At 57.2% G+C, this 12,991-nt stretch carries 12 protein-coding genes; all 12 read left to right on the top strand.

All coding sequences use genetic code 11. From position 1 onward, the window contains the following. Nucleotides 1-29: 29 nt before the first annotated feature. The 12 genes from fabF (at nt 30) to OCV69_RS10240 (ending at nt 12,955) form a co-directional block, all read left to right on the top strand. Nucleotides 30-1,265 (top strand): beta-ketoacyl-ACP synthase II, encoded by a 1,236-nt coding sequence (gene fabF / locus OCV69_RS10185; protein ID WP_158358957.1) that lies wholly within the window; start codon nt 30-32, stop codon nt 1,263-1,265. Nucleotides 1,266-1,280: 15 nt separating this feature from the next. Continuing rightward, entirely contained in the window at nt 1,281-1,766 is a 486-nt protein-coding gene (gene accB, locus OCV69_RS10190) for an acetyl-CoA carboxylase biotin carboxyl carrier protein (protein WP_158358959.1), read from the top strand. 18 nt (nt 1,767-1,784) lie between these two features. Next, on the top strand, nt 1,785-2,207 hold the full coding sequence (gene fabZ, locus OCV69_RS10195; protein ID WP_158358960.1) for a 3-hydroxyacyl-ACP dehydratase FabZ: 423 nt from the start codon (nt 1,785-1,787) through the stop codon (nt 2,205-2,207). A 13-nt stretch (nt 2,208-2,220) separates the two neighbouring features. Continuing rightward, nucleotides 2,221-3,567: an acetyl-CoA carboxylase biotin carboxylase subunit gene (locus OCV69_RS10200; RefSeq protein ID WP_158358962.1), complete on the top strand. Its 1,347-nt coding sequence runs from the start codon at nt 2,221-2,223 to the stop codon at nt 3,565-3,567. An 18-nt stretch (nt 3,568-3,585) separates the two neighbouring features. Beyond that, nucleotides 3,586-5,364: an acetyl-CoA carboxylase carboxyltransferase subunit alpha gene (locus OCV69_RS10205; RefSeq protein ID WP_158358964.1), complete on the top strand. Its 1,779-nt coding sequence runs from the start codon at nt 3,586-3,588 to the stop codon at nt 5,362-5,364. A gap of 36 nt (nt 5,365-5,400) precedes the next feature. Beyond that, a complete protein-coding gene (locus OCV69_RS10210; RefSeq protein ID WP_158358966.1) occupies nt 5,401-6,558 on the top strand; it encodes an NAD(P)H-dependent flavin oxidoreductase in 1,158 nt (385 codons plus the stop codon). A gap of 47 nt (nt 6,559-6,605) precedes the next feature. After that, complete coding sequence (locus OCV69_RS10215; RefSeq protein ID WP_022272965.1) at nt 6,606-7,211, top strand: nucleoside recognition domain-containing protein; 606 nt, start codon at nt 6,606-6,608, stop codon at nt 7,209-7,211. Between the two features lie 652 nt (nt 7,212-7,863). Beyond that, the gene (locus OCV69_RS10220) at nt 7,864-9,558 is read left to right on the top strand and encodes an ABC transporter substrate-binding protein (RefSeq protein WP_158358969.1); all 1,695 of its coding nucleotides are present in this window, start codon (nt 7,864-7,866) and stop codon (nt 9,556-9,558) included. A gap of 83 nt (nt 9,559-9,641) precedes the next feature. Beyond that, nucleotides 9,642-10,589 (top strand): ABC transporter permease, encoded by a 948-nt coding sequence (locus OCV69_RS10225; RefSeq protein WP_262563091.1) that lies wholly within the window; start codon nt 9,642-9,644, stop codon nt 10,587-10,589. Nucleotides 10,590-10,594: 5 nt separating this feature from the next. Next, on the top strand, nt 10,595-11,440 hold the full coding sequence (locus OCV69_RS10230; RefSeq protein ID WP_416782601.1) for an ABC transporter permease: 846 nt from the start codon (nt 10,595-10,597) through the stop codon (nt 11,438-11,440). A gap of 13 nt (nt 11,441-11,453) precedes the next feature. Continuing rightward, nucleotides 11,454-12,326, top strand: a complete 873-nt coding sequence (locus OCV69_RS10235; protein WP_158358972.1) for an ATP-binding cassette domain-containing protein — start codon at nt 11,454-11,456, stop codon at nt 12,324-12,326. Beyond that, nucleotides 12,323-12,955 (top strand): ABC transporter ATP-binding protein, encoded by a 633-nt coding sequence (locus OCV69_RS10240; protein ID WP_158358974.1) that lies wholly within the window; start codon nt 12,323-12,325, stop codon nt 12,953-12,955. Before OCV69_RS10235 ends, OCV69_RS10240 begins: the two co-directional genes overlap by 4 nt. Nucleotides 12,956-12,991: the final 36 nt, after the last annotated feature.

A 12,991-nucleotide genomic window follows, 5' to 3' on the forward strand; every position in this document is an offset into this window, starting at 1 on the left:
GTCAGTGTGACAAAAAGGAGAGCAAGAGAATGAACAGAGTTGTAGTAACTGGCATGGGCGCCATCACCCCCGTTGGAAACGATGTGGATACGTTCTGGAACAGCTTAAAGCAGGGAACGGTGGGCATCGGGCCCATCACCAGCTTTGATACAGCAGATTATAAAGTAAAGCTGGCGGCAGAGGTGAAGGATTTCGACCCGAAGCAGTATATGGATCCCAAGGCTGCCAGAAGAATGGAGCGGTTCTCCCAGCTGGCTGTGGCCGCGTCAAAGCAGGCCTTAGAGGATGCGGGAATTGATATGGAAAAAGAGGATCCCTACCGGGTGGGCGTCTGCGTCAGCTCCGGCATCGGCAGCCTCCAGGCCATTGAACGGGAGTATCAGAAGCTTCTGGAAAAAGGGCCGGGACGGATCAATCCCCTTCTGGTGCCGTTAATGATCAGCAACATGGCCGCTGGAAACGTGTCTATCCAGTTTGGTTTAAAGGGCAAGAGCCTGAATGTGGTGACGGCCTGCGCCACCGGGACCCACTCCATCGGAGAGGCCATGCGGGCCATCCAGCACGGAGAGGCAGAGGTCATGGTGGCCGGGGGCACGGAAAGCTCCATTACTCCCATTGGTGTGGCCGGCTTCACAAGCCTGACGGCTCTTTCCACAGCGGAGGATCCTCTGCGGGCCTCCATTCCCTTTGATGCAGAGCGCGGCGGCTTTGTTATGGGCGAAGGCGCAGGCGTCGTGGTACTGGAATCCCTGGAGCACGCAAAGGCCCGGGGCGCAAGGATCTATGCAGAGTTAGCGGGCTATGGGGCCACCAGCGACGCCTATCATATCACCTCTCCGGCAGAGGACGGCAGCGGGGCTGCAAAGGCCATGGAATACGCCATGAAGGATGCCGGAGTAAAGCCGGAGCAGATCGATTATGTCAACGCCCACGGCACAGGCACCCACCACAATGACCTGTTTGAGACAAAGGCCATTAAGCTGGCCCTGGGAGACCAGGCATACAAAACAAAGATCAGCTCCACCAAGTCCATGGTGGGCCATCTGCTGGGAGCGGCCGGAGGAGTGGAGTTCATCGCCTGTGTGAAATCCATTGAAGACAGCTTTGTCCATGAGACAGCGGGCCTTCGTACTCCGGATCCGGAATGTGACCTGGACTATGTAATGGGCGGCGGCGTTTCCATGGATGTGGATTGTGCGATCTCCAATTCCCTGGGCTTTGGCGGTCACAACGCCAGCCTGCTTGTAAAGAAGTTTGAAGAATAAAGAGGAGGGAAAGCCATGGAGATCAAGGATGTCATCGAACTGATCAAAGCCGTTTCAGACAATGGGCTGACGGGCTTTAAGATCGAGCAGGGCGATACGAAGATCGTCATTAAAAAGGAGCAGCCGGCAGTCATCCAGGCGGTTCCGGCGCTGGCTGGCTGCCAGCCGGCCGATGGAGCCGTGACCCAGACCGTCCAGACCGTTTCCGGAATGCCGTTAAACGGGAACCAGGGCAGTCCTGCTCCGCAGACGGATACGGCTGTATCCGACCGGGTCGTTGCCTGCCCGCTGGTGGGAACGTTTTATTCCTCTCCGGCTCCGGATGCCGAGGACTTTGTAAAGGTCGGGGACCATGTAAAAAAAGGCCAGGTCATCGGGATCGTGGAGGCCATGAAGCTGATGAATGAGATCGAATCCGAGTATGACGGCGTGGTGGAGGCCATCCTTGTGAAAAACGAGGAGACCGTGGAATACGGTCAGCCGCTTTTCAGGATCCGTTAAACAACAGGAGGCAGAGATATGCTGGGAATCAAGGAAATCAAGGAGATCATCCCCCACCGCCATCCATTTCTTCTGGTGGACTGCATCGAGGAGCTGGAGCCGGGCGTGCGGGCTGTTGGATATAAAGCAGTCACATATAATGAGCCGTATTTTTCCGGCCATTTCCCGGAGGAGCCGGTGATGCCGGGCGTTCTGATCGTGGAGGCCCTGGCCCAGACAGGAGCCGTGGCCGTCCTCAGCATGGAGGAAAATAAGGGAAAAATGGCGTATTTCGGCGGCATGGACCGGGTGAAATTTAAGAAAAAGGTAGTTCCCGGCGACAGACTCCGCCTGGAATGTGAGATCATTAAGCGGAAAGGGCCGGTGGGCGTTGGAAAGGCCACGGCCACCGTGGACGGAAAGATCGCAGTGAGCGCAGAGCTTACGTTTATGATCGGTTAGGGCTGGTGAAGATATGTTTCAGAAAATTCTGATCGCCAACCGCGGGGAGATCGCGGTGCGGATCATCCGGGCATGCCGGGAAATGGGGATCAAAACGGTGGCTGTCTATTCGGAGGCAGACCGGGACGCCCTTCATACGCTGTTAGCGGACGAGGCCATCTGCATCGGCCCCGCCCCGTCGGCAGAAAGCTATCTGAATATGGAGCAGATCCTTACGGCCTGCGTGGCCATGAAGGCAGATGCCATCCATCCAGGATTTGGATTTTTGTCGGAAAACGCCAGGTTTGCAGAGCTGTGCGAGAAATGTCATATCCGGTTCATCGGCCCTCCGGCAGAGGTGATCCACCGGATGGGAAATAAGTCCGAGGCCAGAAAGACCATGATGGAGGCCGGAGTTCCGGTGATCCCTGGAAGTAAGGAGCCGGTATTTACGGTGGAGGAGGGCTTAAAGACTGCCAGAGAGGTGGGCTTTCCTGTGATGATCAAGGCGTCCAGCGGCGGCGGCGGAAAGGGGATGCGGGTCTCCTATGGGGAAGACGATTTTGCGTCCAATTTCCAGAATGCCCAGATGGAATCGGTCAAGGGATTTTCCGACGATACCATGTACATCGAGCGGTTTGTGGAGCGTCCCAGACACATCGAGTTCCAGATCCTGGCGGACAGCTTTGGAAATGTGGTCCATCTGGGAGAGCGGGACTGCTCCATCCAGAGACGCCACCAGAAGCTTTTGGAGGAGGCCCCGTCGGCGGCTATCTCAGAAGAGCTTCGTGAGCGTATGGGCCAGGCGGCGGTGAAGGCCGCAAGATCCGTACATTATGAGAATGCAGGGACCATTGAGTTCCTTTTGGATAAAAATAAAGAATTTTATTTTATGGAGATGAATACCAGGATCCAGGTAGAGCATCCGGTGACCGAGGCGGTGACGGATCTGGACCTTATTAAGGAGCAGATCCGGATCGCGGCGGGGGAGCCGCTGTCTGTGACCCAGGAGGATATCCAGATCACCGGCCATGCCATTGAGTGCCGGATCAATGCCGAAAACCCGGATAAGCACTTTATGCCGTGTCCGGGCACCATTACGGATATCCATCTTCCCGGCGGGCGCGGGGTCCGGGTGGATACGGCGGTCTATAATAATTATACGATCCCGCCCAACTATGATTCCATGATCTTAAAGCTCATCGTCCACGACAAGGACCGGCCATCGGCCATTGCCAAGATGCGGAGCGCCCTGGGAGAGCTGGTCATTGAGGGGATCACCACCAATGTGGATTTCCAGTATGAGCTCATCGGAGACAGGGATTTTGAAGAGGGAAATGTGGATACGGATTTTATCCCGTCCCATTTTCCAGACTGCTGATAGTGAAGGAGGTTTTCCATGCTGCGGGATATGTTCAAGAAAACATATACAAAGATCGACACCAGATACCGTGCCCCGGAGGAGGAGCAGACGGAAAAACAGGAAGAGGAACCGGGGATTCCGGCTGGAATGTGGAGAAAGTGCAATAAGTGTGGGAAACCCATCTATGTGGAGGATGTAAGGGAGAATTTTTACGTCTGCCCCAAATGCGGAGGCTATTTCCGCGTCCATGCCTGGAGGAGGCTCCAGATGGTGACGGATCCAGGCACCTTTGAGGAGTGGGACCGGGAGATGGAGGTCTCCAACCCCTTAAACTTCCCTGGATATGAAAAAAAGCTGGAGGCAGCCAGGGAAAAGTCCAGGCTCAACGAGGCCATCGTCACCGGCTGCGGAAGGATCGGCGGCAATCCGGCGGTGATCGGCGTCTGTGATGCCAGGTTCCTTATGAGCAGCATGGGCCACAATGTGGGTGAGAAGATCACCAGGGCTGTGGAACGGGCCACCAGGGAAAAGCTTCCGGTGGTGCTTTTTGCCTGCTCCGGCGGCGCCAGGATGCAGGAAGGGATCGTTTCCCTGATGCAGATGGCCAAGACGGCGGCAGCCCTGAAGCGCCACCATGACGCAGGCCAGCTCTTTGTCAGCGTGCTGACGGATCCCACCACCGGAGGCGTCACCGCCAGCTTCGCCATGCTGGGAGATATCATCCTGGCGGAGCCGGGGGCCCTTATCGGCTTTGCGGGCCCCAGGGTCATCGAGCAGACCATCGGCCAGAAGCTGCCGGAGGGGTTCCAGAGAGCAGAGTTTCTTCTGGAGCACGGCTTTGTGGATAAGATCGTGGAACGGAAGGAATTAAAACAGACCCTGGAGACCATCCTGCGGCTCCACCGGAAAGAGGAAGGAACAGCTGGCGGAGACAGCGCCAGGAACGGCGGCGGGACACGGAAGCAGGCAGAGAACTCCGACGGCATCAAAGGCTCTCTTCTTTCAGCCGTCCAGAGCAAGGCCGGAGCCGTGATCCGGAGCGCCTGGGATTCGGTGCTCCTTTCAAGGAAGGCTGACCGGCTGGTGGCTTCTGATTATATTGATGCATTATTTGAAAATTTCATAGAATTTCATGGAGACAGGTACTTCAAAGACGACGGGGCCATCATCGGCGGGATCGCAGAGTTCCATGGGATCCCTGTGACGGTGATCGGACAGGAGAAGGGAAAGACCACCAAGGACAATATCCACCGGAATTTCGGGATGCCTTCTCCTGATGGCTACCGGAAGGCCCTGCGGCTCATGAAGCAGGCGGAGACCTTCGGCCGTCCGGTGATCTGCTTTGTGGATACCCCCGGCGCATTCTGCGGCCTTGAGGCCGAGGAGCGGGGCCAGGGCGAGGCTATTGCCAGAAATCTTATGGAGATGTCGGGGCTTAAGGTTCCGGTGCTCTCCATTGTCATTGGAGAAGGCGGGAGCGGCGGCGCCCTGGCCATGGCCGTGGCCAACGAGGTATGGATGATGGAAAATGCCATTTATTCCGTACTGTCGCCGGAGGGCTTTGCCTCGATCCTCTGGAAGGACAGCAAGCGGGCCGGAGAGGCGGCCGGAGTCATGAAGATCACGGCCAGAGAACTTTATGAGCTGGGAATCATCGAGCGGGTGATCCCGGAGGAGGAGCCGGCATGTAAGGAAACGCTTCCGGCCATTGCTTCTTATCTGGACCAGGCCTTAAGCCGGTTCCTGGAGGACTGGAGAGACGTGGATCCGGAGGAGACGGCACTCCTCCGGTATGAGCGGTTCCGCAGATTTTAGGACAGACCGGCCGTAAGCCGGGGAAAAGAGGGAGTTATGGGAGAAGCAGCGTTACAGTTAAAGCCGTTGAAGATCGGTCCGCTGACGGCAGAATACCCGGTGATCCAGGGCGGCATGGGCGTTGGGATCAGCCTTTCGTCCCTGGCGGGGGCTGTGGCAAAGGCCGGAGGGATCGGGATCATTTCCACGGCCCAGATCGGCTTTAAGGATCCGGATTTTTCTAAGGATCCCATGGGAGCCAATCTGAGAGCCATCCATGAGGAGCTTAAAAAAGCCAGGAAGACCGCCCCGGATGGGATCCTGGGCTTTAATATCATGGTAGCTACGAAGGAGTACGCCCGGTATGTGAAGGAGGCCGTGAAGGCTGGAGCGGATGTGATCATCTCCGGCGCGGGGCTTCCGGTGGATCTGCCCAGATATGTGAAGGAGACTGCAGAGGAAATGGGGGAAGAGTGTCTTCGCCGTCCCATGCTGGCTCCCATTGTTTCCTCCATCAAGTCGGCGTCGGTGATCTGCAAGATGTGGGACCGGAAGCATAAAATGGCTCCAGACTTTGTGGTGGTGGAGGGGCCATGTGCCGGAGGCCACCTGGGATTTTCCAGGGAAGAGCTTTCTGAATATGAAGTTGACACTCAGTGCGTGTCAAAAACGTATAAAAGAGAGAAGTATGAAACGGAGATCCGCGGCATCATCGGCGTGGTGAAGGAGTTTGCCGGAAAGTATAAAAAGGAGATCCCGGTGGTGATGGCCGGAGGGATCTTTGACCATGAGGACGTGCTGCGCCAGCTCCGTCTGGGGGCCGACGGCGTCCAGGTGGCGACCCGTTTCGTGACCACAGAGGAATGTGACGCGGATCCTGCCTATAAGCAGGCGTATCTGGATGCGGAGGAAAAGGACATCGTGATCGTAAAGAGTCCGGTGGGAATGCCTGGAAGGGCCATACGGAACCGGTTCCTGGAAAGGGTCCAGGAGGGAAGGATCCCGGTGAAGGGGTGCTTCCGGTGCCTGGAGCACTGCAATCCGGCGGAGACCCCGTACTGCATCACCCGGGCGCTCATCCATGCTGCTGAGGGAAATATAGAGGAAGCCCTGCTGTTCTGCGGAAGCAACGCGTACCGGTGCAAGAGGATCGAGACTGTGCCGGAGGTAATGCGGAAGCTCTGCGGCGTGGAGCCGGAGGAGGAAAGCGAATAAATCCCGCCCTTCTGTCATAAAATCTGGCAGAAGGGTGGGATTTTTATATGTTAAATTATCTGTGGGCCGGGATGATGGCCCTGGGAATCCTGTGGGGAGCGTTCCATGGAAATCTGGCCCAGGTGACCAATGGAGCGCTGGATTCGGCCAGAGAGGCGGTGACCCTGTGCTTAACGATGCTGGGGATCATGTCCTTCTGGTGCGGGATCCTTAAGGTCGGGGAAGAGGCCGGGCTCATCGAGGCGCTGACAAAAAAGATGAGGCCGGTGATCAGGCTTTTATTTCCGGATATGCCGGAGGACCATCCGGCGGCGGCCCATATCTCCACCAATATGATCGCCAATATGCTGGGCCTGGGCTGGGCGGCGACTCCCGCCGGGCTAAAGGCCATGGAGGAACTGGAAGCTTTGGAGGAGGAGCGGAGAAGGCAGAAAAAGCCGGGGGCCTTCGGAAGGGGAACGGCCAGTAATGAAATGTGTACATTTCTGATCGTCAATATCTCGTCCCTTCAGCTGATCCCCATTAATATGATCGCCTACCGGAGCCAGTACGGCAGCGTGAGCCCGTCTGCCATCGTGGGCCCGGCGCTGGCGGCGACGGCGGTGAGCACTCTGACAGGGGTGGCGTACTGTCTTCTGAAACGGAGGAGGTGAGGAGATCCTGATACGATTTTATACCGGAGACACTTGACATTTTTCATTTATATATATATCATCAATATGAAAACAGCCAATAGTTTCATCTGCAAAAGCGAAACCCCAGAGGAGGTGCTGACTCCGCTGGGGTTTCTCGCTCGTTTCGGTGAGCTGGTCCGTTCAGGCTGTTACTGTCCGTTAGTTTCTATCCAGCCATCTGCATATGTAGTAACTTACTACACTTGCTCCGACAGAAACTAAAAATGAAGCCAATAGCTCCATCTGCTCACCTCCTCCCGCTGGAAAGAGTCGACAGCAAAGATATGGTATCATATAAGGAGAACGATTTATATGGTGTCCGGTATAATTTAAAAAATAGTTGACCTTTCCGGCGGGAGACTTTATGATAATACATATGCGCGGCAGAAGCCGCATACCGCACCCAGAAGGATGCAGGCGGCATGGGCCGCGACTAAAAAACACGCAGATATCAGGTACCAGGAAGGTACAGGGAACAGAAGCTCCCTGATTTTTCTGGTACCTTTTTATTTGCGCGGGCAGCGAGCCAAAGTCTGCGTGTGCACGAGACCTTGGCGACTACCGCGATAGCCATGAGAAACTTGCGCAGCGTATTTCTTATGGTTTTGCAGAAAAAGGAGAGGAAACGTATATGAGACATCAGAAAAAATGGAGAGTGACAGCCGCCCTTCTGGCGGCGGCGCTGGCGGCCTCCTGTGTGACGGGCTGCTCCGGCGGACAGGAAAACGCAGAAACGGCAGGAAATACAGAGGCAGAAGGCAGTAAGGGGACAGAGGGAGCCGGGACGGCGGAAAGCGGAAGCTCCCAGTCCGCAGAGACTGAGACCAGGGATTCGGTCGTCGTGGTCATGGGCCCCACATCGGAGCCGGAGGCAGGCTTTGACCCGGCATACGGCTGGGGAGCCGGTGAGCACGTCCACGAGCCTCTGATCCAGAGCACTCTGACGGTGACCACGCCGGACCTTAAGATCGGCTATGATCTGGCGGAGGACGTCCAGGCCAGTGAGGACGGGCTCACCTGGCAGGTGAAGATCCGGGATGATGTGAGATTTACGGATGGAGAGCCGCTGACCGCAGAGGATGTGGCCTTTACCTATAACACGCTGAAGGATACAAGCTCTGTCAACGATTTTACCATGCTGAAGGAGGCCGTTGCGGTGGACGATACCACCGTGGAGTTCCATATGAACCGGCCCTACTCCATCTGGCCTTATACCATGGCCATCACAGGGATCGTGCCGGAACACGCCTATGGCCCGGATTACGGACAGAAGCCCATTGGCTCCGGACGATATATTTTAAAGCAGTGGGACAAGGGGCAGCAGGTGATCTTTGAGGCCAATCCGGATTATTACGGGGAAGCTCCGAGGATGAAGAAGGTGACGGTGCTGTTCATGGAGGAGGACGCGGCCTATGCGGCGGCTCTTTCCGGCCAGGTGGATCTGGCCTACACCTCGGCGGCCTACTCGGACCAGACCATGGACGGCTTTTCGCTGTTTTCCTGTGAGACGGTGGACAACCGGGGCTTTAATCTTCCGGCTGTGCCGGCCGGGGAGACCGATGAAAACGGAGTTCCCATTGGAAATGATTTCACCAGTGACGTCCGTGTCCGCCGGGCCATTAACCTGGCCATCGACCGGCAGGCCATGATCGACCATGTGCTCAACGGCCACGGGACCATTGCGTACAGCGTCTGCGACAAGATGCCCTGGTACAGCAAGGATTCTGAAGCTGCCTTCGATCCCCAGGAGGCGGAGCGGCTTCTGGATGAAGCCGGATGGAAGACAGGAGCGGACGGGATCCGGGAAAAGGATGGAAAGAAGGCTGGATTCACAATGCTTTACTCCGCAGGAGATTCGGTCCGCCAGGCCCTTTCAGAGGATACGGCCAACCAGCTGGCAGCGTTTGGGATCCATGTGACTGTGGAAGGCGTGGGCTGGGATACGGCCTATGACCGGGCCCAGTCGGAGCCTCTGATGTGGGGATGGGGAGCCCACACGCCCATGGAGCTTTATAATATCTACCACACAAGGCCGGGCGGGAAGTATGCCCAGTATTCTCCCTATGCCAACGGGGCTGTGGACGCCTATATGGACGAGGCCCTGGCCTGTACGGATCTGGAGGCTTCTTATGAGCTGTGGAAAAAGGCCCAGTGGGACGGAGAGTCCGGCATTACCCAGGAGGGGGATCTTCCCTGGATCTGGCTGGTGAACATCGATCATCTGTACTGGGTGAAGGATGGGCTCCAGGTGGCGGAGCAGAAGCTCCATCCCCACGGCCATGGCTGGTCCATCGTAAATAATGTGGACCAGTGGACATGGGAGTAGGCCGGAAGGCGCGCCGGAGCGGAAGGACGGGCTATGGAACTGGAAAAACAGTCTGGGGGCTTCTGGTCTTCCAGACTGCCCGCATGGCCCTTCTGGTGGCCCTGGTGAGCATCCTGGCCTTTGTCCTTCTTTCTGTTTCTCCGGTGGATCCCCTTCAGACCAATGTGGGCCAGGCGGCCCTTGGAGCCATGAGTCCGGAGCAGGTAGAGCGGCTTAAGGGATACTGGGGAGTGGACCTGCCTCCGGCAGAGCGGTATCTTTCCTGGGCGGCGGATGTTCTGAGAGGAGATATGGGGACCTCCCTTCTGTATCGGAGACCAGTGGCGGAGGTGATCTGGGAAAAGCTTTCCAACTCTCTCTGGCTCCTGGCCTCTTCCTGGCTGCTGTCGGGCCTGCTGGGCTTTACCCTGGGCGTCCTGGCGGGAAGAAAACGGGGAGGGCTCTGTGACCGGCTGGTGACGGGATATTCTCTCCTGGCGGCCAGTACCCCCGCCTTCTGGACCGCCATGGTCCTTCTTATGGTCTTTGCCGTTTATTTTAAGTGGTTTCCCATCGGCTTAAGCGTCCCCATCGGCGTAACGGCGGAGGAGATCGCCCTCGGAGACAGGATCCGCCATGCGGTCCTGCCGGCAGCGGCCTTAAGTCTTACGGGGATCTCCTCAGTGGCCCTCCATACCAGGGAAAAAATGGTCAGCATCATGGAAAGCGACTTTGTGCTGTTTGCCAGGGCCAGAGGAGAGTCGGAAACGTCCATCGTCCTCCGCCACGGCCTCCGGAATGTGCTGATCCCTGCCATGACCTTGCAGTTTGCATCCATCAGCGAGATCATCGGCGGCTCTGTTCTGGTGGAGCAGGTATTTTCCTATCCGGGACTGGGCCAGGCGGCAGTGACAGCCGGACTGGGAAACGACGTGCCCCTTCTTCTGGGGATCACAGTGGTCACGGCGGTACTGGCAGCTTCCGGGAACCTGGCGGCCAGCGTTCTTTATGGAATCGTGGATCCCAGGATCCGGAAAGGAGCGGCCCGATGAGCGGTATGAAGAAAAGAGAAAACGGGAAGAGGCTGGGGAACCGCCGCCTTTTTTCCATGGGATTGTTTGGGGCGTCGGTCCTGTTCCTGCTCCTGGTGGCCGTTTTTGGGTATGTATGGCAGGATGCGGCATCGGTCACGGATTTTTCAAGGAAGAACCTTCCTCCCTGTGCCGGATATCTGTTCGGCACTGACTGGATGGGGCGGGATATGTTTGTCCGTACTGTGGCGGGCCTTTCCATGAGCATCCGCCTGGGACTTTTAACGGCCGCGGTCAGCGCGGTCATCGCCTTTCTCCTGGGGCTTTCGGCCGCGGTCCTGGGACGGGCAGTGGACGGGCTTGTGACCCTTCTGATCGATCTGGTCATGGGGATCCCCCACATGCTGCTTCTGATCCTGATCTCCTTTGCCTGCGGAAAGGGCTTCTGGGGCGTGACCCTTGGCATCGCACTTACCCACTGGGCGTCTCTGGCCAGGCTGATCCGCGGGGAGGTGTTCCAGCTCCGGGAGAGTCCGTATATCCGGATCGCCGGGAAGCTGGGAAAGAGCAGGGCTTATCTTGCGTTCCATCATATGGCACCGAATCTTCTGCCGCAGTTTATCACCGGGCTGATCCTCATGTTCCCCCATGCCATCCTCCACGAGGCCAGCATCACCTTTCTGGGGTTCGGCCTTTCGCCGGAGGAACCGGCCATTGGGATCATTTTATCGGAGAGCATGAAATATCTGGCCATGGGAAAATGGTGGCTGGCGCTGTTTCCGGGGCTTCTTCTGACGGCGGTGGTGCTGATGTTCCATTATGCGGGGCAGACCATATGCCGGATGGCGGCTCCGGGCAGTGTCCATGAGTAAAGAGGAGGAACATATGGAGAATCACAGATCAGAGGAGGAGATCCTCACAGTAAAGGGCCTGTCCGTATCCTTCACCCAGTATGACCGGGGCTTTGGACGGAAGGAGATCCAGGCGGTCACAGACCTGGATCTGAGGATCCGGAGCGGGGAGATCGTGGCCGTGGTGGGCGCCAGCGGATCAGGAAAGAGCCTGCTGGCCCATGCGGTCATGGGGATCCTTCCATATAATGCCTCCATGAGCGGGGAGATCCTGTTTAAAGGAACGCCGTTGACCAGTGGGCGTGTCCGGCGGCTGAGGGGCCATGAGCTGGTCCTGGTGCCCCAGAGCGTGACGTATCTGGATCCGCTGATGAAGACCGGGCAGCAGCTAACAAAAGGAAGAAAAAATCCGGAAATTCTGGAAAAATGCAAAAATATCCTGAGCTCCTGTGGACTGGGCCTGGAGGTCATGGACAGGTACCCCTTCCAGCTTTCGGGCGGTATGGCCAGGCGGGTGCTGATCTCCACGGCGGCCATGGAGGACGCAGAGTTAGTCATTGCCGATGAGCCCACGTCAGGGCTTGATAAGGAAACGGCCATGGGGGTCATGGATCATTTCAGGCAGATGGCAGAGCGGGGGGCCGGTGTGCTCCTCATCACCCATGATCTGGAGCTGGCGGTCCGGTCGGCGGACCGGGTGACGGTGCTTTACGGAGGCAGGACCGTGGAGGAAACAGAAGCCTCCTCCTTTCTGGATGAAGGTCTGCTAAAGCATCCGTATACAAAGGCCCTGTGCCGGTCCATGCCGGGGAAATGGCCGTCCGCGGACGCTTTGGAAAACGACCGGGAGGACGGAATCCCCGGTGAATGGATCCTGGAATATATGAGAAAGGAATATGGACGATGAAGCTGGAAGCAAGGGATATTTCCTTTAGGTATGGGGAAGGAGAGAGACAGGTCCTGGCCCACGTGGATCTGACTGTGGAAAGCGGGGAACGGGTGGGGATCATGGCCCCCAGCGGCTTTGGAAAGACTACGCTTTTAAAGATCCTGGCCGGATATGAAAGGCCGGAAAGCGGGGAGGTGCTGCTGGACGGGACTCCTCTGGAGCGCTTCCGGGGATATGTTCCGGTCCAGATGATCTGGCAGCACCCGGAGCTTTCGGTAAACCCGGCCAGACGGCTGAAAACGGTGCTGGCGGAGGGGGACTGGCCGGAGGACGGCGGCGTCATGAGAGGGCGTATAGAAAAGGAAATGGGGATCCTGGAGGAGTGGAAGGAACGGTATCCGGCAGAGGTATCCGGCGGGGAGCTCCAGCGGTTTAGCATCGCCCGGGCCCTGGGACAGAGAACGGAGATCCTTCTGGCCGACGAGATCACGGCCATGCTGGATCTGATCACCCAGAGGCAGATCTGGAGCGCCCTTTTAAAGGAGACCCAGAGCCGTGGGATCTCCCTGGTGGCAGTGAGCCATTCTCAGGAGCTTTTGGAAAAGATCTGCAGCCGGATCCTCCATCTATCCGCAATATCTGGATAAGATTGACAAATTCTGGCAATTTTATTAAGATTAGGG

This window comes from Alitiscatomonas aceti, assembly GCF_025567195.1.
Classification (GTDB): domain Bacteria; phylum Bacillota; class Clostridia; order Lachnospirales; family Lachnospiraceae; genus Alitiscatomonas; species Alitiscatomonas aceti.

What these genes read in the sequence shown, in the direction of transcription:
- accB (WP_158358959.1), top strand. Translation starts at nt 1,281, where the DNA reads ATGGAGATCAAGGATGTCATCGAACTGATCAAAGCCGTTTCAGACAAT.
- OCV69_RS10240 (WP_158358974.1), top strand. Translation starts at nt 12,323, where the DNA reads ATGAAGCTGGAAGCAAGGGATATTTCCTTTAGGTATGGGGAAGGAGAG.
- OCV69_RS10225 (WP_262563091.1), top strand. Translation starts at nt 9,642, where the DNA reads ATGGCCCTTCTGGTGGCCCTGGTGAGCATCCTGGCCTTTGTCCTTCTT.
- OCV69_RS10235 (WP_158358972.1), top strand. Translation starts at nt 11,454, where the DNA reads ATGGAGAATCACAGATCAGAGGAGGAGATCCTCACAGTAAAGGGCCTG.
- fabZ (WP_158358960.1), top strand. Translation starts at nt 1,785, where the DNA reads ATGCTGGGAATCAAGGAAATCAAGGAGATCATCCCCCACCGCCATCCA.
- OCV69_RS10220 (WP_158358969.1), top strand. Translation starts at nt 7,864, where the DNA reads ATGAGACATCAGAAAAAATGGAGAGTGACAGCCGCCCTTCTGGCGGCG.
- fabF (WP_158358957.1), top strand. Translation starts at nt 30, where the DNA reads ATGAACAGAGTTGTAGTAACTGGCATGGGCGCCATCACCCCCGTTGGA.
- OCV69_RS10230 (WP_416782601.1), top strand. Translation starts at nt 10,595, where the DNA reads ATGAAGAAAAGAGAAAACGGGAAGAGGCTGGGGAACCGCCGCCTTTTT.
- OCV69_RS10210 (WP_158358966.1), top strand. Translation starts at nt 5,401, where the DNA reads ATGGGAGAAGCAGCGTTACAGTTAAAGCCGTTGAAGATCGGTCCGCTG.
- OCV69_RS10215 (WP_022272965.1), top strand. Translation starts at nt 6,606, where the DNA reads ATGTTAAATTATCTGTGGGCCGGGATGATGGCCCTGGGAATCCTGTGG.
- OCV69_RS10200 (WP_158358962.1), top strand. Translation starts at nt 2,221, where the DNA reads ATGTTTCAGAAAATTCTGATCGCCAACCGCGGGGAGATCGCGGTGCGG.
- OCV69_RS10205 (WP_158358964.1), top strand. Translation starts at nt 3,586, where the DNA reads ATGCTGCGGGATATGTTCAAGAAAACATATACAAAGATCGACACCAGA.